This window comes from Streptomyces sp. CB03238, assembly GCF_002099185.1.
GTDB lineage: Bacteria > Actinomycetota > Actinomycetes > Streptomycetales > Streptomycetaceae > Streptomyces.
In genome coordinates this window covers 359260-381748 of sequence record NZ_NBCN01000007.1, presented here as the reverse complement: position 1 = coordinate 381748, position 22489 = coordinate 359260, and the positions used below count along the sequence as shown (strand labels likewise).

At 68.9% G+C, this 22489-nt stretch carries 19 protein-coding genes and 1 pseudogene; 3 read left to right on the top strand and 17 right to left on the bottom strand.

Going from position 1 to position 22489, the window contains the following annotated elements:
- Window positions 1-33 precede the first annotated feature (33 nt).
- From BKD26_RS14915 to BKD26_RS14895, 5 genes are all read right to left on the bottom strand, one after another.
- Window positions 34-1440, bottom strand: a complete 1407-nt coding sequence (locus tag BKD26_RS14915; protein WP_179166544.1) for a DUF6177 family protein — start codon at window positions 1438-1440, stop codon at window positions 34-36.
- A 71-nt stretch (window positions 1441-1511) separates the two neighbouring features.
- A complete protein-coding gene (locus BKD26_RS14910) occupies window positions 1512-2525 on the bottom strand; it encodes a hypothetical protein (RefSeq protein ID WP_084898307.1) in 1014 nt (337 codons plus the stop codon).
- Window positions 2522-4810 (bottom strand): hypothetical protein, encoded by a 2289-nt coding sequence (locus BKD26_RS14905; RefSeq protein WP_084898306.1) that lies wholly within the window; start codon window positions 4808-4810, stop codon window positions 2522-2524. The genes BKD26_RS14910 and BKD26_RS14905 overlap by 4 nt, the downstream gene beginning before the upstream one ends.
- Window positions 4807-5202: a DUF6507 family protein gene (locus tag BKD26_RS14900; RefSeq protein ID WP_084898305.1), complete on the bottom strand. Its 396-nt coding sequence runs from the start codon at window positions 5200-5202 to the stop codon at window positions 4807-4809. Before BKD26_RS14900 ends, BKD26_RS14905 begins: the two co-directional genes overlap by 4 nt.
- A 342-nt stretch (window positions 5203-5544) precedes the next feature.
- Window positions 5545-6153, bottom strand: coding sequence for an amino acid transporter (locus BKD26_RS14895; protein WP_084898504.1), 609 nt, complete (start codon window positions 6151-6153; stop codon window positions 5545-5547).
- A gap of 86 nt (window positions 6154-6239) precedes the next feature.
- Between BKD26_RS14895 and BKD26_RS14890 the strand changes: the two genes are divergently transcribed.
- Entirely contained in the window at window positions 6240-6812 is a 573-nt protein-coding gene (locus BKD26_RS14890; RefSeq protein ID WP_084898304.1) for an HD domain-containing protein, read from the top strand.
- A 5-nt stretch (window positions 6813-6817) separates the two neighbouring features.
- Here the strand turns inward: BKD26_RS14890 and BKD26_RS14885 are convergent, their stop codons facing one another.
- The 3 genes and pseudogenes from BKD26_RS14885 to aspS all read right to left on the bottom strand — a co-directional run bounded on the left by BKD26_RS14885 (window position 6818) and on the right by aspS (window position 8942).
- Entirely contained in the window at window positions 6818-7285 is a 468-nt protein-coding gene (locus tag BKD26_RS14885) for an NUDIX domain-containing protein (RefSeq protein ID WP_084898303.1), read from the bottom strand.
- Window positions 7272-7596 (bottom strand): annotated as a pseudogene (locus BKD26_RS41300) (XRE family transcriptional regulator); the annotation flags it as partial. The gene BKD26_RS14885 and the pseudogene BKD26_RS41300, both read right to left, overlap by 14 nt.
- Window positions 7597-7631: 35 nt before the next feature.
- Window positions 7632-8942: an aspartate--tRNA(Asn) ligase gene (gene aspS / locus BKD26_RS14875; protein WP_084898302.1), complete on the bottom strand. Its 1311-nt coding sequence runs from the start codon at window positions 8940-8942 to the stop codon at window positions 7632-7634.
- A gap of 1243 nt (window positions 8943-10185) precedes the next feature.
- Between aspS and gltX the strand changes: the two genes are divergently transcribed.
- Window positions 10186-11562 carry a glutamate--tRNA ligase gene (gene gltX, locus BKD26_RS14865; RefSeq protein ID WP_241518680.1) on the top strand — a complete coding sequence of 459 codons (1377 nt, stop codon included), beginning with the start codon at window positions 10186-10188 and terminating at the stop codon, window positions 11560-11562.
- 7 nt (window positions 11563-11569) lie between these two features.
- On the opposite strand, the gene BKD26_RS14860 is transcribed toward gltX, so the two are convergent.
- From BKD26_RS14860 to BKD26_RS14820, 9 genes are read right to left on the bottom strand one after another with little or no spacing between them, the layout of a single operon-like run.
- Window positions 11570-12556: a glycosyltransferase gene (locus BKD26_RS14860; RefSeq protein WP_084898299.1), complete on the bottom strand. Its 987-nt coding sequence runs from the start codon at window positions 12554-12556 to the stop codon at window positions 11570-11572.
- The gene (locus tag BKD26_RS14855) at window positions 12553-13167 is read right to left on the bottom strand and encodes an HD domain-containing protein (RefSeq protein WP_084898298.1); all 615 of its coding nucleotides are present in this window, start codon (window positions 13165-13167) and stop codon (window positions 12553-12555) included. Before BKD26_RS14855 ends, BKD26_RS14860 begins: the two co-directional genes overlap by 4 nt.
- A gap of 5 nt (window positions 13168-13172) precedes the next feature.
- A complete protein-coding gene (locus BKD26_RS14850) occupies window positions 13173-14888 on the bottom strand; it encodes a carbamoyltransferase C-terminal domain-containing protein (RefSeq protein ID WP_084898297.1) in 1716 nt (571 codons plus the stop codon).
- 23 nt (window positions 14889-14911) lie between these two features.
- Complete coding sequence (locus tag BKD26_RS14845) at window positions 14912-15709, bottom strand: radical SAM protein (RefSeq protein WP_084898296.1); 798 nt, start codon at window positions 15707-15709, stop codon at window positions 14912-14914.
- 16 nt (window positions 15710-15725) lie between these two features.
- On the bottom strand, window positions 15726-16844 hold the full coding sequence (locus BKD26_RS14840) for a hypothetical protein (RefSeq protein WP_084898295.1): 1119 nt from the start codon (window positions 16842-16844) through the stop codon (window positions 15726-15728).
- Complete coding sequence (locus tag BKD26_RS14835) at window positions 16844-17953, bottom strand: radical SAM protein (RefSeq protein WP_084898294.1); 1110 nt, start codon at window positions 17951-17953, stop codon at window positions 16844-16846. Before BKD26_RS14835 ends, BKD26_RS14840 begins: the two co-directional genes overlap by 1 nt.
- 3 nt (window positions 17954-17956) lie before the next feature.
- The gene (locus BKD26_RS14830) at window positions 17957-18955 is read right to left on the bottom strand and encodes a D-2-hydroxyacid dehydrogenase (RefSeq protein WP_084898293.1); all 999 of its coding nucleotides are present in this window, start codon (window positions 18953-18955) and stop codon (window positions 17957-17959) included.
- On the bottom strand, window positions 18952-20262 hold the full coding sequence (locus tag BKD26_RS14825) for a glycosyltransferase family 4 protein (RefSeq protein WP_084898292.1): 1311 nt from the start codon (window positions 20260-20262) through the stop codon (window positions 18952-18954). The genes BKD26_RS14830 and BKD26_RS14825 overlap by 4 nt, the downstream gene beginning before the upstream one ends.
- A gap of 44 nt (window positions 20263-20306) precedes the next feature.
- Window positions 20307-20831, bottom strand: coding sequence for an ATP-binding protein (locus BKD26_RS14820; RefSeq protein ID WP_084898291.1), 525 nt, complete (start codon window positions 20829-20831; stop codon window positions 20307-20309).
- 205 nt (window positions 20832-21036) lie between these two features.
- Here BKD26_RS14820 and BKD26_RS14815 point away from each other — a divergent pair, with 205 nt between their 5' ends.
- Window positions 21037-22482 carry a transcriptional regulator gene (locus BKD26_RS14815; RefSeq protein ID WP_084898503.1) on the top strand — a complete coding sequence of 482 codons (1446 nt, stop codon included), beginning with the start codon at window positions 21037-21039 and terminating at the stop codon, window positions 22480-22482.
- Window positions 22483-22489 lie beyond the last annotated feature (7 nt).

Genomic DNA, 22489 nt, shown 5'->3' with positions numbered 1-22489 from the left:
GCCCACCCGTGTCGGCGAGCCTCCGCTGGAACTTCACTGGTCGGTCTGCAGGCGGTTGTTCAGGTGCTGGAGACGTTGCCAGGCGGTGAGGTCGCTGCCGTCGCCGAGGGTGTAGTGCAGGGCAGGGCAGACAGCGGAACCCAGGCGCATCGGTCGTGGGTCTTCGAGAGATTCGGCGTGGGCGCGGCCGATGGCGTCTACAGCCTCGGGGCCGAGGGTGAACGAGAGCGGGACGGGGGGCGGCTCGTGGTGGGGCGGGATGGTTAGATCGGCGCGGGCGGGGCGTAGGTGGGTGAGCATCGAGGTGAGGTTGTGCCGGGTGGCGAGGGTCTCGGCCAGCTCGGGAAGGACATCGAGGGGCGCGATGCGGTCCGTGGTGTAGCCGAGGGCGAGTGTGATGTGTTCCTCGATCCCCGCCGGGGTGTGGATCACGCGGCAGGTGGCGATCGCCGGCCTGTCGGGGGCGCCGACGGCGACCAGCCAGGTCGAGGCGCCCTTCTGGGCACGGGTCCGGGCCAGTTCGGTGAGCTGTCTGGGAGACCAGGGCAGGTTGACGGGTTCGGCGGAGGACCAGCCGGCGGGTGGGGTGCCCGTGAGTGTCTGCCATGCGGCTTCCAGGGCGCTACCGAGGAGGAGGTCGTCGGTCGCGGGGTGAATGGTCCGGATGGAGAGGTGCAGTTGCTGTTCGCCTCGCGCGAGCGTGCCGGTCTGGAAGGCGTCTGCGAGGGGGGTCCGGCCGTCGGCCGGTGTCGCCTCGGTGAAGCGGTCCTCGTGCCAGTGGAGGACGGCGCCGGTGAGCCCGTCGTAGTAGCCGCACTCGGGGTCTTGGACCACCCAGCGGGCCGGGACCTTGGCCAGGAGGCTGCGGGTGGGCGGGGTCAGTCGAGTGCCGGGCGGGGTGACGATCTGCAACTCGCGTCCTGACGGGACCGTGCTCTGCATCAGGTCGGTGAGCCAGGTGGTTGCGGCGACAACCGGTCGGTCCTGGAGGATCACGGCGGCCCGGGGTGTGAGGACATCAACCGCGAGCGGACTGTCGACGGGGCCGTCACCGTCTGGCGAGGGGACGGCGACGACGCCAGTGTGCGCGGCGTCGGCAGGCCAGGTGCACCCGCCCAGTAGCGATGTCAGTCGCCCGGCCACCGACCCAGCCAGCCGCCCGGCCTCCGCAACCCTCGTCGTCGCCCGCACCTCGGTCCACCACACCGGCACCTCGGCCGCCGCCTCCGTACCGAGCAACCGGCTCACCTCACCCGGCACTTGCACGAACAGTGGCACGTCGACCGTCACGACGGGCCGCCCGTCCTCCGCATGCAGATGGACGACAGCCCCCTCGGCGCTGCTGCTCACCCGCAGATCGGGCCCTCCGGCGTACAGGCCGGCGAGCACACCACGGGCATCCGGCATCTGTGGGGTAAGGGCGATGACGTCCTGGGTCACAACATTCCTTGAGGTGGTCGCGGACCACCGGATGGCCGAGGGAGTCTTCCTTCGGCCATCCGGGCGGTGCCTTACTCGCGGCCGGAGAGTTCCTGTAGATCTTCCAGCGAGGAGGCTTGTCGCAGTGAGGCGGGCACGATGGCCCCGGCCTGTGAGTCGTCGGGCCACGCCGACAGGTCGCGCAACGCCTGAGTCGGAGATAGTCCGCGGTTTTTTGCGTCGCTCAGGCGCGTCAGCCATGTGGGCCCAGCATCTACGGCGTCATCGCCGGCCGGGGTGCGCGGTTCATACCCCGCGGCGTCGTCGACATCAGATGCCCACAGGTAACCGATAACGCGATCGCCAACGGCCACTTCGACAAACTCGACAGGTGACTCGGTCTCCAGGCTGTATGAGACAGCGTCCGACGGAAGCCTCGCCAGCATCTGATCAGTCCGGCGCGGAACTTCGAACATGTACCACGAATCCAGCAGATCCGGATCTTCGTCCGGAAGGTCTTCGAAACCGTTCTTGCTTGGAATGCCGTACGAAGTGGAATCCGAAGGAATGGTCTCAGCCGCCATCAGATCCTCGATAGCGGCGAGGGCGGACTTAAGGCGTGGCGCGTTCTCTTTCTGCACCTCGGGCTGCTTGTGGCCTCGCAGGTTGTGGGACATCCAGGCGTCGGAGAACGTGTGAAGTGTCAGGGTTCCCGCACCGCTGGCCCAGGCATCAACTGAGATCGTGAAAAGCTTTCCCACGTGATGGGGCTCGCCGGCCCGGAGGCAGGTGCCAGGGACTGAGAGGTCGATCGTGACCACGCCGACACGGTCCCAGTCGACAGTAGGCACGTCGCTGAACATTTCATTCCTGGAGAGGGCGCTTTGCAGCTCTACATGCACTCTCTTCAGGCTGACGAGGACGGCGGCGCCATCCTTCGCTCTGATGGTGAGGTCGGCTTGCGCGGCATTGTCGGCGAGACCGCGCGCGCGGAGGACCAACCACGCGTTGAGTGCCTCTTGTGCGCACCGTGTTGTCGGATCGCCGCCCGAGACCTGTGTTTTGGTCTCCCAGGACCAGCCACCGACGGGGAGAGTCGTAATCACAGAACACCTCGTGGGTCGACCTTGGAGCCGGGCGGAATAATGATCGTACCGTCGTCGAGCCGGAGCACAAACATGATGCCACGCCCCTTCTCGCTCTTGAACGGATGCTCGCCTCGATGAACCTGCAGGAGTTCCTCCGGAATCCCTCTGGCTTTCCACTCGGCCACTGACCCCTGGCCGTCAATGAGCATGATTTTGTGGTCGGCCGCAGACTTTGACAACTGCCCCAGATTGTCTGGCTTGGTAATCGAGTCGAATGGATTCTTAGGGTTGTTGAGCCGTTTCATCTGGTAGCCGTAGGTGTTTCCTGCGTCGTCTGTCACGCGCACGTCGAGGTCTGCTTTGATCGAGGGGTTTTTGACCTCAAGCTCGATGGTCTGCAATCCGGTTTTGTGGAATTGGTCGGCGAGTCGGAGCTGGTCCATGGCGCGAGGGGCCTGGTCCGCGATTCCGGAGCCCAACATGGACACGGTGTCCCTGTAGCCGGGGAACTGTGACAGATGGCCGGAAATGATGATGTCGGCGATCTCGCGCCCGGAGGGGGATTCGCCCAGCCTTTGCACGATCTTCTCGATCACCTTGGGCTTCATTGTGTTCCTGGGAATGTTGCTGATTCCCTCGCGGAGCTGACGCTCGGCCTCGCCCCCTCGTTCCATGGGGCCTGAGGTCGTGGTGTCGGGCTTCTCACCGCCCGCGTGGCCATCGTCTGCATGCCCCGTTCCATCGCCGCCACCAACATTGGGTGTGGCTTCGGAGTGCCCTGAAGAACCTGAGTCCGGGGTTTCGGCTCCGTGCCCGCCACCGGAATGTGGCTGTGCTCCGGCTTTCTGACCTCCGTGCTGGTCACCTACGCCCGCGTGACCGCTGTGGGGTGTGGAGTTGTCGTGAGAAGGCCCGCCTCCACTGGGCGCCTCGTGACTGGCCTGGGGCGGCAGGTTCTCGCCCGCGTGAGCGGTGGCATCGGGCGTGCGGGCACCCGCGCCAACCAGTTCGTGTTGGCGCGGTGTCTCGATCGAGGGCGCGCGTTCGGCGGCTGCCGGCTCGTGAGGGGCAGGGGTCGTGTCGGGTTCGCCCTTCTTCCCGGGGATGAACTCTCCGTCCTGGATGCGGAGCTGGGAGCCGTCGGGGAACTCGAGGACGCTGTGGGCGGCGTCTGCGGCCGCGGCGGCCGCGGGGGCGCCTCGTACGCCGGCGACGAGATCGGCAACCCGGGGAAGGGAGCGAGCGGCCGTGCCGACGGTCTTGGCCGCCGCGCCGATCGGGTCCAGGACCTCACCGACCTTGGCCAGGGTGCCCGCCACGCGGGAGGCCGCACCCGCCTTGGCTGCCGAGCCCGCCTTCAGTGGTCCGACGCCCAGGGTGAGGACGTTGAAGACGACCGTGGCGCTGGCCTTGCCAGGGTTGGTGGTCCAGTCGTCCCAGCCGACGAACGACTTGGCGAACTCCTTGGCGTACGGCTTGCTGTCGTCCATGAACTTCTTCATGACCGGCGAGAGATCCCGGTCGCCGTGCGGGTCGACCAGGTATGCCTCAGCGCCGACGATCACTCGGAGCAGTCCCTCGCGGGCAGCGCCTCCCTCTTCGCCCGGGCTGAAGAGGTCGACCAGTCCCTCCACCGTGCCGGCCGCGTTGTCCCACAGGCCGACCCCGAACTCCTTCAGGTGGTGATCGACCCCGAACGGCAGAAATTCGCGTTCCTCCGGGGTGCCCCAGGGAAGGGACTCGGCCTGGGACAGTTGCTCGGCACTGAAGCCGTAGGGGTTTTCCTGCTTGGGGCTGCCATCATTGATGTGCCACTGTGTGCCGCCCACCAGGGCAGTGATCTTGTCGGCACACGTCACCTCGGCCTGCTGGAACGCGGCGACCGCGGTGTTCACCCCGTCCCACAGCGCCTGGTGCTCGGCGACCTTCTCCTCGTCCTTGCGCCAGTTCCCCAGCGGGCCGTCGTCGTCCTTGACCGACTCCACGAACCGGCCGGCCTGCCAGCGCAGCATCTCGAGCTGCTTGGTGATCTCGACGACCTCGACGGCGTACGTCTCCAGAGCCCCGGCCACCGTCTCCAGCCGGTCCGCGAAGGAGCCCGACGTGTCCTGCACGGCCTGCGTCGTGCCGAAGAGCTGCCCGGCCTCGGGCGCCTTGTACGAGGCGCTCAGATTCTGGAACCGGGAGTGGACGTCGCTGCAGTTCTCCCTGATGGCCTTCGCCGCCTGCCGTAGAGCGATGATGTCCCGCTGCAGCTCACCCAGGTCGCCGGTGAAGGTGGGTATCTTCTCCGGGCTGATCACTTCTCGCTTGCCCCCTTGCGCGTGGCTTCGAGGAACGCCGTCACATCAGGCGGCAGCGTCGCCTGCCGCTGCGCGTTCCACGCCTGCTCCAGGCTTCCAGCGAGGTAGGCGTTGGTCGCCTCGATGGCGCCGTTCGCCGACCTGCTGGCACGCAGCGGCAAAGCCACCACGTCCCTCTCAGACCCCTGGACGAACTCCCCCAGAGCAACTGCCACCAGTCCGACCGCCTGGCCGCCGCTCTCTCCGCCCACGGCCAGCGTGCCCGACGAGGCCATCGCCCCCTGCACAGCCGCTCCGTACAGCTTGATCCCGGCGTTCATGCCGTCAGTGGCCTCCCTCACCTGAGAGATCACCGACTGCACGCCCATCGGCTCGATGTCCCACCCCGTCACACCAACCCCCGTGACTCACTTGGCAGATACGTTCCTGTGGTCCGTCTCAGTATCACCCACGGCACTGACAGTAAGATCTTCGTCCGTGGCCCGCAGGTCCAGCAACGCAGTTCCGGCCAAGGCGACGGCCCAGCAAGCACGCGTGACCTCTGGGGGCTCGCCTGGAGTATGCCCCGGCGCTCGGCACAGGGCTGTGTGCTGAGGGTCGCGTCGCGGCCCGACGAGCTGCCGCTGATTTCCACCCACTCGGACCATCCGGCGGCCACACTCGCGCGAAGGCCGACCGACAGCCAGCGTTAATCAGCAAGGCTGCGGAAGCTGGCGGAGAACGACAGGCAGAGCCTAATGCAGCTTCTGTCGCCAGGGGTGCCCTGGCGCGGTCGTCGCGAGGGCGTCCAGCAGCCAAGCCCGCTGGTCTCTGTCCAGGAGCGGGAGGACCGCCTCGAAGTCCACCTCGTCCTTCTCCCTGGTGTGCTTCGACTTGTAGAAGAGCTGTACCTCAGGTGCGAGGTACGGTGTGCCGTCCGGGGCGACGCGGCTGAGACGTGCGAGTGGCATCCGCACGCGTCGGTCGCGCCTCGACACCCATTCATCTTCGACGGCATCGTCGAGCATGAGCTGCACTGACCATGGCGAGTCCGGCGTTCGGCGACACCAAATGTCATGAAGGGGCTCTTCGAGAACCTCGCCAAACCGCCATACGCGGAGCTTGCCGGTGCCCGGTGGGTCTGCGACATGGAGATCCCAGCCTGACAGGCACTCCTGGACTTGTGACTGATCGCGCCGCAGCACGAGAACGTCAAGGTCTCCATGTGTCCGCAGCTCGTGCCCGACGGCGAGTTCGATCGCGCGACCACCGGCAACCCACCACGAAAATTCAACCGCCCGGAAAAGCTCAGCCAGTTCGCTGATTGGAGCGGGACTCCACTCCTCAGGATCGTTGGTCGTCACGAAGTCATCCTGCCAGCAAAGCGACAAGCCGCCAGGCATCACGGTGAAGGTCCCAGCTGAAGCGCTTGCGGACGTATTCTCCGAACGTGGCGAACTTCGAACGGGACTGGGCGTACAACCTGGCGGGTGGGCTGCTGGCTGAGAGTCTGCCGCGCAGATGGGCGCACACGCAGGGGGTGGCTGCGTGCGCCAGACGGCTCGGGCCGCTCTTGAAGGGGGAGAGGGCCGCAGTTCTGGAGGCGGCGGCCGTACTGCACGACATCGGATACGCGCCGCGGCTCGTCGATACCGGCTTCCATCCCCTGGACGGTGCGCGCCACCTGCGGGACGTTCAGTTCGCGCCCGAGTCCGTCGTGCGGCTGGTGGCGAACCACTCCTTTGCCCTCTTGGAGGCGGAGGAGCGTGGGCTCCGCTCGGAGCTGGCCGGCGAGTTTCCGTTGCTTGGTGATCCGCTGCTCGTGGACGCGCTGGTGTACTGCGACATGACCACGACGCCTGACGGCGGGCGTACGACGTCGGAGGAGCGAGTCGGCGAGATCCTCGGCCGCTACGGGGAGGACAGTGTCGTCGGGCGGTTCATCCGCCGGGCCGCCCCTGCGATCCACGGCAGCGTGGAGCGCGTAAGGGCGGCCGCGGTCGAGGCGGACGTCGTGCTCTGAGGGGTCTATCTCAGGTGGGGATAGTCGCCGGCCAGGTAGTGGCCGAGCTGTTCGTGCATGCTCGGGTGGATGTCCAGCTCGCCGAAGTCCTTCGGGTGGACCCAGCGGACACCGTCCGCTTCCTCGTTGACTGTGGGCTTCCCGCCGACGGGACGGCCGATGTACACGGCCTCGTACTGCTGCCGGATCTCGCCGTCCGTGTACTCGATGATGTGCTCCGGGTTGGAGTAGACGCCGAGGAAGCCGGTGACCTCCGCGACGATGCCGGTTTCCTCCTCGCACTCGCGGACCGCGCATTGTGCGGGGCTCTCTCCTATGTCCTGGGCGCCGCCGGGCAGGGCCCACTGGCCGGTGTCGCGCCGGCGCTGGAGCAGGATGGCGCCGTCGTCGTTGACGACGAGCATGTTGCTCGCGGGGATCAGGGTGTTGGCCTTGGGGGCCTTGGGGTCGTGGTAGTACTCAGTCCTGCCCACGGTGGTGCTGCTCCTGCCTGTCGGGCGCCCAGGGGCGCGCGGATGACCAGACGGCCTCGAAGCTCTCGCCGTACCGCTCGAACCATTCTGCGTTGGTCGTGCGCCTGAGCTGGAGGAGCGGGTTCGCGCTGGCCGGCCGGCCCCAGATGTGGGGGTTGAATCAAGAGGTGGTCGTCGTAGCGGAAGATCGAGTTGTAGAGCGTCGTGTCGTGGAGTCGCACCTCACAGCCTGGATGGCCCACGAGGTCTCGGTAAGTGAGCGAGGCCCTGATCTTGGCAGCCAGTGCGTCGCCGATGCCTTCCTCGCGTCCACATGTCCGTTACTGAGACCGCGTCCTACGGCCGGTTATGGGGTGAGCCGGTTTGGCCCGCGGAAGAGGAAGGTCGCCTCGCGGATCGAGTCCAGGCCGAGCAGCACCATGAGCACTCGGCCGAGGCCCATGCCGAGGCCGCCGTGCGGCGGGCAGCCGTACCGGAACGCGTTCAGGTAGTCCTGCAGCGGCTCGGGGCTCATGCCCTTCTCGGCGGCCTGCTTCAGCAGCACGTCATACCGGTGCTCACGCTGGGCGCCGGTGGTGACCTCCAGGCCCTTCCACAGCAGGTCGAAGCTCAGGGTCAGGCTCGGGTCGTCGGCCGGCCGCATGTGATAGAAAGGCCGGATGCTCACCGGGTAGTGCGTGATGAACACGAACTCGTGCCCGGTGGCCTGCTTGATGTGAGCCGAGATGCTCCGCTCGCCCTCCGGGTCCAGGTCCACCTTGACCCCCTCCGGGTCCCAGCCGCCCTTGCGCAGGATCTCGTGCGCCTCGGCCATGGTGATGCGGGGGAAGGGAGTCGTGGGGACGGTGACCTCGACGCCGAAGTGCTCGGCAATCGCCTCGCCATGGGCGTCGGCCACCTTGGCGATCGCGTGGGCGAGCATCTGCTCCTCGAACGCCATCACGTCCTCGACGCCGTTGATCCAGGCCAGCTCCACGTCGACGCCGGTGAACTCGGTGGCGTGCCGAGAGGTGAACGACGGCTCGGCGCGGAAGACGGGCCCGATCTCGAAGACCTTGTCGATCCCGGCCGAGATCGCCATCTGCTTATAGAACTGGGGCGACTGTGCCAGGTAAGCGCTGCGGTCGAAGTAGCCGAGCTTGAAGACCTCCGCGCCGGACTCCGAGGCGGTGCCCATGAGCTTGGGGGTGTGCATCTCGGTGGCGCCCTGCGCGTAGGCGTACTCGCGCATCCCCTGCTCCAAGGTGGTCTGCACGGCGAACATCAACTGCGTGGCGGGACGGCGGCGCACGTCCAGGAAGCGCCAGTCGAGCCGTTGCTCCAGGCCGGTGTTCTCGTCGATCGGCAGCGGCGTGGCGGCCAGGTTCAGGACCTCCACCGCTTCGGGCACGATCTCCAGGCCGCCGAGCTTGACCTGGGCAGCATCGACGACAAGGCCCGTGATCTTGACTGCGGACTCGGGGGTGAGGGCTTCGAGCTGCGCTTCCAGCGGCCCCTCGTCGCGCTTGTGGGTCACCTGCACCATGCCGGTGCTGTCCCGAACGATGACGAACTGCATCTTGCGCTGCAGGCGGGGGGTGTTCACCCACCCGCAGACGGAAACGGTACGGCCGACGTGTTCTCGCAGGTCGGAGACGTGTACGCGGCTGTGGATCATTGCGGTCCTCCGAAGGACGTCGTCATGATCCCTTGGGAGTGCGGGCGAGAAGGGCAACTCGCGGTGCCACCGCACTTTCGCCGCCACATAGTGGCGGCCTCATTCGGGCCCGGTGACGGGGGCCGGCCGGCGGGGCATTGGACCCACGAACGGGGTCGTTCCTCCCCGCGCTCAGGAGGGTCTTCACCCGGGAGCGCGAGACCGCCTTCCCAGCTTCCGGCGGCTCTCTGGGCTCGCGTGATCCCTGGCTACTCGTCTCCGTCATCGCGTTGCACGGAAGGATACGGACACCGCGACCGCCTCCGCAATCAAACAGAGCCACAACGACCACCCAAGGCTCGTATGGGGGTCTGGGGCGGTGCAAGGCGGTTCTCACCTGGGAGAAAGCCGTTGGCGGCTAGCCCGGTGAACCCGGCCGGACGGGGGCGAATGAGACCAGAACTGAGACGATGGCGGGGTGCCAGGTGTGCGGTGCCCGTGGCCCGAGAGAAGGGCCAGTGCCGGATGGTGACGGCTGCCTCTCGCGAACTACGCTGGGTGTCACCTTGATCCACTTCACGTAGTAGCGGACTTCCTGGCGGGAAGCGTGTCGTCATCGCGTAGCGGTCTGAAGGCCGTGGGTGTCAGCCTCGTTCTGCTTGCAACTGTCGGGTGCGGCGGTGATGACGCCGAAGCCAAGGCTGCTGGCACCCCGAGCGCAAGTGGGGTGGCTTCGGCAACGCAGCCTGGAGCGCAGCGCGAGATCCCTGTAGACCCCCAGGCGGTGCTCTGTAAGGACTGGTCCGGGGGCTTGAGCGCGACGCAGCGTGACAGAGTTGTGCGCCACCTCCTTGTGGACAAGAGGCGGGAGGAAGGCATCCAGGCGGACCCGCCCGAGAGCATGTTCCCCCGCATGGCTGCTGATGTTGACCGGTACTGCGGGACAGCGCCTGAAACGTTGGTTAGTGCGGCCGTGTCGACCATGTTCATCTTTGGCAAGGACACATACCGGCAGTAGAGGACGCGAGCGCCCCCTCAACTTCCGCCGAGTCTCCCAGCAGGTGTCGACTGGGCGTACGAGCTGCTGCGTAAGGGTCTCCCGCGCAGGCGGGTAGAGGGGGCGGGCGAGTGGAGGGCGAGGACGGCCGAAAAGCGTTGGTATGGGGGTAGGGCGAGTGGTCCGGGGTGGAGGCTCCACGTCGGTACCCTGGAGCGCATGTCTACTGCCCCGGTTCGCGTTCGTTTCGCCCCGTCCCCGACCGGCATGTTCCATGTCGGTGGTGCACGGTCCGCTCTCTACAACTGGGCGGTGGCACGACAGTCCGGCGGCACGTTCGTCCTGCGGATCGAGGACACCGACGCGGCCCGGAACAAGCCGGAGTGGATCGACGGGATCATCAACGCGCTCGCGGCGATCGGCATCCATGGCGAGGACCCGGCCTTCGAGGGGCCGTACTTCCAGTCGCACAACGCCGACCGGCACCGGGAAGCGGCTCAGCAGCTCTTCGCGGCTGGCCGGGCGTACTACTGCGACTGCACCCGGGAACAGCTGAAGGAGCGCACCGGGTCGGACCACCTCGGGTACGACGGCTTCTGCCGCGATCGCGGGCTGGCCTTCGAGGAGCGGCGGGCCCTGCGGTTCCGTACGCCGGACGAGGGCGAGACCGTCGTGGTCGACCTGGTCCGCGGGGAGCCGGCTTTCCCGAACAGCGCGATCGAGGACTTCGTGATCGCCCGTGGCGACGGGTCCCCGGTCTTCCTGATCGCCAACGTCGTCGATGACCTGGACGAAGGCATCACGCAGGTCATCCGCGGCGAGGAGCACCTGTCGAACACGCCGAAGCAGCAGCTGCTGTGGGAGGCGCTCGGCGCCACGCCGCCGGTGTGGGCGCACCTGCCGGTGATCGTGAACGAGAAGCGGCAGAAGCTCTCGAAGCGCCGTGACAAGGTCGCGCTGGAGGACTACCTCGCCGAGGGCTTCCTCCCCGAGGCGATGGTGAACTACCTCATGCTCCTCGGCTGGGGCCCCGGCGGTGACCAGGAGATCATGCCGTACGAAGAGCTGGAGCAGCTCTTCCGTATCGAGGACGTCAACACCGCGCCGGCGTTCTTCGACGTGAAGAAGCTGACGGCGTTCAACGGCGACTACATCCGCGCGCTCTCGCCGGAGCAGTTCGCCAACGCCTGCGCGCCGTGGCTCGTCGCCCCATACGCGCCGTGGGCGCCGGAGGCGTTCGACAAGGACCTCTTCGAGGTGGCGGCCCCGCTGGCTCAGACCCGACTGGCGCTGCTGTCGGAGATCACCAGTTACGTGGACTTCCTGTTCCTCGACGAGCCGGTCGAGGACGAGGCGTCGTGGAACAAGGCGATGAAGGCGGGCGCCGGCGACATCCTGTCCGATGCCCGTGCCGAGCTGGCCACCGTCGCGGACTGGAAGGCGGACGACCTGAAGGCCGTCCTGCTCGCCGTCGGTGAGAAGCACGGACTCAAGCTGGGCAAGGCGCAGGCGCCCATCCGGGTCGCGGTCACCGGCCGGACGATTGGGCTCCCGTTGTTCGAGTCCATGGAGCTGCTCGGCCGGGACCGCGTACTGGCCCGTCTGGACGCGGCGGCCAAGAAGCTGGCCGCCGCGCAGGCGTAGTCGCCGTTCAGGCGACCTTCGCGAGAAGGTCGCCCCAGGCGTTGCCGAAGTAGTTCAGATCGAACCGGGCCAGGGCCTCGTACGCGGCCTTGGTCTCTGTCTGGCGTGCCGCCGCGCGTTCCCGGACCTGCGCAGGCAGTCGGCCGAGGTCCGGGGTTGGCTGGCCGGTCAGCGTGGCGAGGTCGCCCAGGCCGGCCACCGGGCGGATCAGGCAGGGCAGGCCAAGCAGTAGGGCCTCGGCCGCGCAGCGGCTCCAGCCCTCCCGCATCTGGGGGAGGAAGATGCCGACGTCGCACGCGCAGAGCAGCCGCAGGTACCGCTCGCGCTCCACGTCGTAGTGGGCGCCGTCGAAGCCGATGGTGTTGCTGCCGCTGGTGATCACCCGCAGCCCGGGCGCGCCGGCCAGGGCCGCCGAGACCTCTTCGGTGCCCTTCCAGTGCACGGCCTTGCCCGCGTACACGCCGATCACGTCCGGGGGCAGGTCGAACTCGGCGCGGCATTCGGCGCGGTCGAAGCCGCGTGCCCGCTCGACCTCCGTCATGTCGAAGGCGTTGTAGATCACCCGTACGTCGCGTACGCCTCGGGCCCGGAGGAAGTCGGCCCAGTACGGGGCAACGCAGACCACGGCGGCACACTGCGGCAGAACTCGGAACAGGTGTTCCCAGAGCATGGCCTCGATGGGGGTGGAGTCGTGCTGCAGCGGCTCGTAGTGGTGCAGGAGAAATACCGTGCGGGCCCGCATCTCCGGCGTGAAGAGCAGCAGGCTCAGGTCGTCCCACACGAAGATGCCGCTGGCGCTGTCCAGGGCCCGTACTGTCGGGGCCAGGCGGGCGAGGTGGCGGAGCTTGCGCCAGCGGCGGACGCGGTAGGTGCGCTTGTAGTCCGGGACCGTGCGCCACTCCACGTCGTCAGCCGTCGCCTCGTGGAGCATCCGCAGGTAGACCCGGCCTCCGGTGCGACCGACCGGCTCCATCGAGTAGACGACCCGCTTCACGGACGTACCTCCTGTCGGTGTCGGACGTACTCAGCGTGGAGCCGTGCGTGCATGGCCTCCAGGTGGGGGCTGAGGCCGCGGGCGGCGTCGGCGAGCGGGAGGTGGAAGTCCTCCAGGCCCTGAACGAACCGCCGGCGCCTGTCGAGGTTCGGAGAGGCGGCGAGATCGCGGAGGTTGTGGAGGCGGTCGGCGAGCCGGACGAGGAGGTCCTCGGGCGGGAGCGCTGCCTGCTTGAAGCGCCAGCGGGTCTCGTCGCCGGCGGCCTTGGGCCGCTGTTCCAGGCGGTGGTCCGCCGTCATCGCCCGCAGGCGGGCGGTGAACGGGGCACCGAGGTGCTGGACGAGCAGCGCCTCCGTTGCGGGGGCTACCTCCAGGGCGTCGTGGAGGAGGGCGAGGAGGAGGGTCTCGACTTGGCTGACACCGATCTCCGTCCTCAAGAGCGTGATGATTGCGAGCGGGTGCTCCAGGTACGGGGTGCCCTGGTCGCGGGTGTGGCCGTTGTAGACCGTGCGGGCGAGGGCGCCAGCGACGCGGGCGCGGGACTGCTCGTCCGCGCTCCACGCATCGGCGCCGAGGACGGTCAGGACGTGGGACAGGTCGATGGGGTTCATCCGCCTCACCTCGTACGGAGGGTTGTGGCACGGGGGTCGGGCACGTGGTCGGCGAGCAGCAGGGTGTCCCCGACCGCCAGAGCGTCGAGGCCGAGGTCCGCCGCCGCTGCCACGGCCTGCTCGGCGGTCCGCAGGATGGGAGTGCCCTTACGGTTGAAGGACGTGTTCAGCAGCAGCGGCAGTCCGGTGCGGTCGTGGAACCGCTCCAAGAGCACGCGCAGGCCCTGGTGGTCGGCGGCGACGGACTGGACGCGGGCCGTGCCGTCGTGGTGGGTGACCGCGGCAATGTGGTCGGCTCGGCATCGGCGGACGCGGGCGACACGGTTCATGAAGGGGTCGCCCGCCGACATGAACCACTCCGTGGCGTGCTCGGCGAGGACGGCCGGGGCGAAGGGCCGGTAGGTGGCCCGCTTCTTGATCGCGTTGAGCCGATCGCGCGTGGTGGCGTGGCCGGGGTGGGCGAGGATCGAGCGATGGCCGAGGGCTCGCGGCCCGAATTCGAGTTGTCCCTGCATCCAGCCGACGATGTGGTGTTCCGCGAGGAGCGCGGCCACTGTGGGTGCCAGTTCCGGTCCGAGTTCGGTCAACGCGCGGTACCCGGCCGGCACCGCCTTCGTCGGCAGAGCGCCGGGGGTCGGGCCCCAGGCCGCGTCGGTCGGCACAGGGAGGCGCTCCTGCCCGAGCTGGTAGTGCCAGCCGTACAGCGCGGCGCCCACGGCGGTGCCCGCGTCGTGTGGCGCGGGTGCCACGAAGAGGGTGTCGTAGCCGCTGTCGGCGGCCAGCTGACCGTTGAGGTGGGAGTTCAGGGCGCATCCGCCGGAGAACACCAACGTCGAGGCTCTGGTAAGCCGTTGCAGGTGGCGGGCGATGTGGACGACGGACTCGGCGAAGACCTCTTGTACGGCGGCGGCCAGGTCGGCCCGCTCGTGTTCCGGCTGCTCGGCGACATTGTCGGTGGTCCATGCCCGGCCACCGAGCAGCAGCGGTGTGCTGCTGTCCGCCGAGCCCCAGGGGTGGTCGATGCGGACCTCGCCGTCGTCGCCGAGCCGGATCAGCTCGCGGATCTGTGCTCCGTAGCGCTGGGGATCGCCGAAGGCTGCGAGCGCCATCGTGCTGCCCTCGGGCTCGTCGCCGGGCGGGATCACCCGCCGCGCGAGGTTCCGGTAGAAGTGCCCGAGCGAGGAGTGAACGCGCCGGGGCCCGGCCGGGCTGGGCACGACGGTCGGCATGCCCTGGTGGAGGCGGTCGATGCGATCGGGCCGCAGGTCGTACCCCGTGATGCGCTCCCGTCCCGGACCGAAGTCGGAGCCGAGGGAGGAGCCCCCGGCGTCGATGACGAGACCCGCCGTGTGCTCGTGGCCGGAGAGCAGATAGCCGGAGAGCACGTGGGCCGTGTGGTGGGAGAGGAGGCGGAGGTGTTCGCCGAGCGGAGCGGGCAGGAGGGCGGCGAGTTCGTCGCGCTCCTCGGCCAGCCACCAGCCGGCGGCGGGGTTCGGGCGCATGGAGGCGGCCCAGACGGCGTCGATGTCTTGCGGTTCGATGCCGGCGGCCTCCAGGCACCACTGGAGCGCGCGGGTCGGGGAGGTGAGCGTGCCCTTGCGGGTGGGGTGGTTGTGCTTGACGCCGCTCCACCGTTCCTCTTCGGCCGCGTAGAGGCGGCCGTTGACGACTAAGGCTGCGCTGGTGTCGTGGTGGAAGTTCAGTCCGAGGACTGCGGGCATGGTCGTGTACCTCCGGTCTGAGGTCAGATAGTCAAGGCCGGTGCGGGGAGGAGGGTGGCGCCCGAGTCGGTGTACTCGTGGCAGCGCAGGCAGAACCGGAAGTGGTGGCCGCGCGGCGCGAACACCTTGGCCGCGAAGTCCTCGTCCCAGATGCTGAACTCGCTGTCGTCCTTCGCCATGGCGTTGAAGCAGCGGTAGCAGGACCCGTCCATCTCGATCATCAGGTGCTGGTCGAGGTAACGGTCACAGAGGCCACGCAGCTCGTTCGCCGGCTGGCCGACGTCGACGTGGTGCACATGGTTGGTGACGTGGATGGCGCCGTACGTGCGGCACAGGCTCGCGAGCTGCGTGAGGTGGGAGGAACTGATGCCTTCCAAGACGCTGTTAATGACCACGGTCTTGCCGGCCTCGCGAAGGCGGGGCACGACGGCGTGGACCTCGTCGTAGTTCTCGTGCTCGTCGTCGCAGCCGATGAGGACCTGGTCGTACGAGCGGAGGGTGGCCTCCATGATCCGCTTGTTGCGGGCCAGGGTGATGGCGTTGGTGCCCAGAACCATGACCTTGTCCGGCAGGCGGGTCCGGGCCGCGTCGCTAAGGGCGGGGAAGTCCCGGTGCACGGTGGGCTCGCCGCCGTTGATGTGCAGCTGCTGGAAGGGGATGGTTTCCAGCCGGGTCAGGATGGTGGAGAACAGCTCTTGGGGCATGTTCTCGCCCTGGGCGCCGTCGGCGAAGATGCAGAAGTCGCAGGACCGGTTGCACTTCGTCGTGATCTTGATCTTCGCCGTCTTCAGGGCGCGGGGCAGGGGTGCACGCGCGGGCATGGCGGAACTCCTTGGGTCAGGGGTGGACGTCGATGGCGGCGAGGCTGAGGAAGTCCTGCACGGTTGACTTCTGCCGGTGCCAGAGCGAGAGGGTCGCGCGCAGGGTGCCGGCGGTGGTCGGGCCGGTGGGGATCAGGGCCGCCATCCGAGCGGCCAGCCGCTGGGCAGAGGTGCCCTCGTCCGCCGCGAGCGTGTTCAGGGTCTGCGCGGCGGCTCGGAGTTCCTTCGCCTCGCGTCGGATCAGGTACTCGGTCGCGACACCGGGCGGCGGATCGAGGTAGTACAGCCAGCGGGCGACGCGGACACGTAGCATCCCGGCGGTCATCACCCAGTCGGTACGGGCCTGCTCATCGATCTTGCTGGCAGTGCTGGCCGCGTCGGGAACGCGGCGCATCGCAGCCTCCAGGGCGACATGGGCCGTGCGGAGCAGGTGACGCGGGCTCCGCGGACGGGCATCGGGTCGATCTTCGGCGTGCCCGAGGAACAGCTCGGCGTACCCGTCCAGCCCGTCCGGCCGCCATTGCGTGAGGGCGGCCGTCTTGCCGGGGCAGCGGGTCCGTGTCGCGAGCGCGGCGGCGGCGAACCAGCACGGCGCGAGGTAGTGCCAGGCCACGCAGTGGCGCCGGTACGCGGTGATGTCCTCCGCCACGTTGTCGGCGCTGTCGGCCGCCAGTTGGTACCGGCCGCCCAGCCGTCCGTGCAAGATGCCCCGGTAGAACCGCTCGTCGACCTCGCACCACGGCGCCATCTGGGCCCGGGACTTCCAGCGCTGGAAGTCCCGCGAGCTCCCGCTGATCAGCGACCAGGTCGCGAGCTCTGGCGCGGAGACGAGCCGTGCGTCGGCCTCGGCCACGGTGAACGCGAAGCCGGGTGGATGCTCCAGGAGACGTCGGTGGGAGACCTCCCTGCCGACCGCGGCGGCGTGCGCGGAGGCCAGGCGGTGGTTCCACTCCTCCCAGTCCGCCGGGGCCTGGGGGAGGAGGACCCGCACGTCGATGTCGGAGTGGGGAGCCAGCAGGTCGGCCGGCTGCCACTTGTGGGTGAGCATCACCGCGCCCACGCCGTGAGTGTCCAGCTCGCGTTCGTACAGCGCTCCGAGCCCCAGGTAGAGGGGCGGCGCTCCGACCACCGCCATCACCGCTCGCTCGTGGAGGCGCGGGAGCAGGCGGGCCGAACCGCGTCCGTGGTGAGGAGAGGCAGCACGGGCAGGACGGGGGTGCCTTCGGGGCGCTCCATCCGGTCCCAGCGCAGGTCGTAGTCGACGTAGTGGAAGCCCTGCCAGGCGTCATTCGAGTTGCGGTCGAGCATGGCCTGGAAAAGGTGCGCGAAGGCATCGCCAAGGGTGCCGTCGGCGAGGTGGGGCTTCAGGGGGATGTCGCGGTTGTGGAGGATGCACGGGCGGGCCACACCGGTGGGCGTGATCTTGATGCGGTTGGCGTCGGAGCAGGTGGCGCAGCTGGAGTTGGAGATGAAGCCGATCGATCCGGCCCAGCCGTCGGGGCGGAGGTACTGCCCTGGGCTGCGGACCCCGAGCTCGTCCCTGCGTACTTCGCCGGCGTTCGCGAACCACTGGTGGAGGTGATCGCGGACCTCCGCCTCCTCGATGAACTCGGCGTCGAAGAGCGTCTGGGCGGGGCCGATGTTCTGGAGTTCGATCAGCCGGACGGCGACGGGCAAGTCACGGGCGAGCTCGGCCACGGCGAAGGCGTCGTCCAGGTAGGTGCGCTGGAGAACGCAGTTGATCTTCACGCGCAGGCCGAGGGTGAGGGCGGCATCGAGGGTGCGCCGGGTAATGCGCGGGTCGCCGCCGCCCATGATCTCGGCGGACCGGTCGGGGTCGAGGCTGTGCAGGCTGAGGTTGAGGTACGTCAGGCCGGCGCGGTGGAGCTTTTCGACGCTCAGGCCGCGGCGCAGGTTGCCGTGGCTGGTCATGCCGATCGCGGCGTCGGGCCCGAGGCCGTCGGCCAGGCCCGCGATCACGTCGAGGATGTCCGCCCGGAGGGTCGGCTCCCCGCCGGAGCAGTGCGCCTTCCTGATCTCCCAGGCTCCGGCCTCGGCGGCGATGGCCGCGTAGTCGGAGGCGGTCAGGGGACGGTCCTTGTGCCCGTAGTCCGGCATGCAGCGTGGCTTGCAGAACACGCAGTCCAGGTTGCAGAGCGAGTTCAGGGTGAAGGCCAGATAGGGATGGTTGCGGCCGGTCGCGGCGAAGGCGGCGGCCAGATTGCGGTGGCGCGTGATGGGCATCGGTCAGCCTCCTACGAAGGGAGAGCGGGCAGCGGGCACCTCGGCCAGGCCGTTGAGCGGCTGGTCGGTGAGGTAGCGGCGCAGGTTGTCGGCGAAGAACGCGACCGCCTGATCCATGTACGTGCGGCTGAGCGTGGAGCTCTTAGGCGTGAGTACGACCCGGGGGTGGAGCCGCAGCGGATGGCGGGCGGGCAGCGGTTTCGGCTCGAAGACGTCCAGAGCGGCGCCTCGAAGGCGGCCGGCGTTGAGGGCGGCCAGGAGCGCCGCCTGATCGACGGTCGCCGCGCGGCCGAGGTTGAGGAAGAGGGACCGGGGCTTGAACGCCGTGAAGAGGTCGTGGTCGAAGAAGCGGTCCGTGGCGCGCGTGGCGGGCAGCAGATCGACCACCACGTCGGCGGCGGTGACCGCCTGGTGCACCGCCGACGTGTGCATCCATGTGATCCCGCCCTCGGCGGCCACTGGCGGCGTCCGCCGTACGCCGATGACATCCATCCCGAAGGACCGGGCCGCACGAGCGAGGTGTCCGCCGATACTGCCGCAGCCGACGATGGTCATCGCCGCGCCCGCCAGGTCGAAGAACTCCTCGGCGAGGTCGTCCTTCCACCAGGACCGGTTCCGCTGGACTCGCTGACTCATGAACAGCCCGCGGGAGAAACCCAGGACCAGCCCCATGGCGTGCTCGGCCATGGGCCGGCCGTGGAACCCGTAGGAGCGGGTCAGAGCCACCCCGACGGAATGGGCCTCGGCAACGGGCAGATGGTCGGTGCCGGCGGCCGGGGAGGCGATCCACCTCAGATGAGGCGCGCCGAACAGCCACGACGACTCGAACCTCCAGCCGAAGTAAATGTGCGTCTCGGCCAACTGGTGCGGCACGGCCTCCTCGGTCGCCGTACGGAACTCGACACCGGGGAAGGCGGCGGACAGTGCCCGCTCGTGCTGGGCGGACAACCGCCAGAAGGAGTGCGGGGACTCCAGGCTGATCAACACCACCGGTCGGTTCATCGTGCCCGGCCCTCCGCGGTGGGCGACGGTGCCAGAGCCCAAGGGGCGATGCGTTCGATGAAGGAGCCGATGCTGGCCTCGTAGTCGTGGTGCGAGCGCACCAGGGCCGCCCCGGCGCTCCGGAGCCGATCGCGTTCTCGGGGCAGGACAGTGAGGGCACGGTGCAGGGCGGAGGCCAGAGATCGGGCGTCGCGCGGGGCGGCGGTGAAGCCGGTCTCGCCCTCGACCACGGTCTGAGCCAGCCCGCCGGCAGTGGTCGCCACCACCGGGCCCGCACCGGCCGCGAACGCCTCCAGGGGGATGCGCCCGAAAGGCTCCTCTCGGGAAGGAACGACGACTGCGCGCAGGGCCGGGCTGTGCAGCCAGGCACGGATCGCGGGAGTGAAACGCGTGATCGGGGTCGCGTCCAGGCCGTAGGTGCGGATGCGTGCTGCCAAGTCCTCCTGGTACGAGGTCGGGCGCTCCTGTTCGTCCGAAGTCACGGCCGCCAGGAGAAGGTGAGGAGCGCGGACTCCGCGCTCCTTGAGGATGCGCAGCGCCTCCAGAAGGTCGTCGAAGCCCTTCGTCGGCACGGCACGGCCCATGGCAAGCAGGAAGCCAGCGCGGGCCTTGAAGGGCAGGGTCGGCGCGCTCGTCGGACGAGCCATCTCCTCCTGGATCAGCCCGTTCGGGACGCTCACGATGCTTCCCCGGGGGACGGCGTAGCTGACGATGAGGTGGCCCCGCATGTGGGAGGAGATGGCGCCGATCCGCCCGCCTCGGACCGTCGCCGCCCGCAGAGCGTCCCGCTCCCAGCGGACTCGGGACATGTCCTTGGGTCGCGTCAACGCCGTCGTGGAGCGGGGAACGAGTAGCAGGTCCGTGGTCGGCGAGGTGTAGGGGGCCAGTCCGAGGAACGGGATGTCGAGGCCGATGAGGAGGCACCGGCTCGCTCGTTCAGCGATGCGTACGGCCGCCTCGCCCGCCAGGTCGCACAGCTGCACGGAACCGTGGATCGACTCCGGCGCCGCCTGGACCTCCGGGATCGTGATGACGTCGGCCTCGGCCTGCCGCAGCATCTGCTGGACCTCGCTGGCCCACCGCCGGTCATGGGCTCCTGCCGTGTCCGACACGTACGGGGTGATCACGGAGAGGCGGCCCGGCGGCAGCAGGCGGGCGAGTGCCGTGAGGAAGGCCCGGTTGCTGAAACCGGTGCCCGACGCGGCGCCGTAGAAGCCCTCGTGGAGGGCGACGACGACACGGGGCTGGCGGACCAGCTCAGGTACGGCCGTGGGCGGGGGTGGTGGAGTCGCTTGGTCGATGCGCACCGTGTGGTGCCTCCTTCACAGACGGGGTATCGCGGGCGTGGGCATCAGGTGTTGGCCGTCGAGGGGCGGGCCTCGCGGGCGAGTCGGCACCAGGCGCGGGTGCCGTGGGTGTCGGTCGTCAGCGACCAGGCATCGGCCAGGGCCTCGACGATGACGAGCCCTCGTCCCGATTCCGCCTCCTCACCAGGAGCCGACGGAGCGGACGGTGCGGGGGGACAGCAGCCGCCGTCGGTGACGGTGATCTCGACCTCCAGGCCACCGGTGGGCGGGGTCGTGCGGTCGACGCACAGGACCAGGGGCGGGCTGCCCGAGGCGAACGCGTTCGTCGCGAGCTCGGACGTGATCAGTCGGGCGTCATCGAGGAGGTCCGCCTCGGTGCCGTGGAGTGCGACAGCCACAGCCTTCCGGGCGACCTCGGCCGCCTTCGGCCCGTACGGCAGATCCGTGATCAGCGTGGTCGCGCCGGCGCCGTCGGTGGGCCCGGACCCCGGGACGCAGTCCGGACGCTCGGTGTCGTGGTCCAGCACACTGCCGAGACGGCCTCGGGAGGTGCTCGTGCGGTGTCTCAAGGCCCACCTCCTTCTCCGTCGGCACCGAGGGCGGCGCCTTCCGCCGGGATCCAAGAACACCGGAGGAGGGGGTCGCGCGGGACCCGATCAACGGGTCAACTCGGTCAACTTCCTTGAGAAGGAGCTGAATCGGTCGTCCGAGGGCGTCACCATGAGGGAGCGCGAGAAGTGATGGATGAACCACTGGGGCAAGAGGTGGTTGTACGTGGCACCGCAGGCAGGGCAATCCAACGACGTACTGGCGGGGTGCCTGGATGAACTCGGATGGAGCCCCAAGGCGCTTGCTCGCAAGCTGAACAGAGTGTTCGGAGCGGGGACGGTGGCCGAGTCGGCCCCGTACCACTGGCGGGACGCCGGCTCGCTGCCGCGCTCGCCGTTACCGATGATGGCCGCCTACGTGCTCTCCCAGGAACTGGGTAGACCTGTCTCGGTGGCCGATCTTTGGCAGGGCCGCGTGGGTGACTCCTCGGCGCTCGTCCCGGCGGACACGGATCTCGCACGGCCCTGGACCGTGCAGGGCATGGAGGCGATCGTGGAGGACTGGGTGATGGGAGGGCTGGTCGACCGACGCCGATTCCTCGCGATCTCGGGCGCAGGGCTTCTGGCGATCGTCGCCCAGTACCTCGACGGCACTGCGGGGCGCGGTCAATACGCGCCCCGGATTTCACCATCCGTGGGCGCCGATCCGCTCGTGGACCAGGTCGAACAGCATCTGCCCATGCTTTCCGCGCTCGACGACGAGCACGGAGGGGCACGGCACCTCCCTTACGTGGGTGCCCAGTTTCGTGCGGTCGGTCTGCTGATCCGCGAAGGCGGTCACGCTCCCGCCGTCGCGAGCCGCCTCGTCCGCGCGCTCGCGGAGATCGGCCAGCTGGCTGGCTGGATGGCCTTCGATGCCGCTGACCACGGTCTGGCGCAGCGCTACTTCGCTACCGCGCTGCGGGCAGCACACCAGGTCAACGACCTGCCCCTCTGCGCCCACATCCTCGGCGATCTCTCCTTCCAGGCCGCGAGCCGGGGCCACCCAGCGGACGCCATCGCCCTCGGCGAGGCCGCTCGCCGGGCCAGCGACGCCGCCCCGCCGGTCGTACGGGCATCCGTCCTGTCCCGGCTCGCGTACGCGTACGCCGCCGCCGGGCGTGACAACGACTTCGCCCACACCCGTGGGGCCGCCCGGGAACTGATCTCCAGCCGGGACGGCAGCCAAGAAGAGCCACGCTGGATGTACTTCCTCACCGACAACCACCTGGACTGCCAAGCCGGTTACGGCCTCATTCAGATGGGCCGCGCCCAGATGAAAGCGGACGGGGGCACAAGGGGCCGGCGCTTCCTCGCCCAAGGGACGGAGATGCTCCAATCCGGGGCGTACGACGTGCCGCGCGGCGACGCCAGCCAGCGCAGGGCCATGTTCGAAGGGGCCTGGCTGGCCCTGGGCCACAGCGCCCATGGTGACCTGGAGGCCGCTTGCCAGGTCGGCCAGATCGTCGCTGACCGCCTCGACGTCGTGCGCTCGCCTCGCAGCGCGGCCCTGCTCCACCAGCTCGCCGCAGACCTGCGCCGCCGACAGCGCAACGCCCACGTGCGCAGCTTCCTACCGGCCCTGGAGCACGCCCTCGCCGAACACGCCCCGTCGATGTCACCTGGCCGTTAGGGTCAGG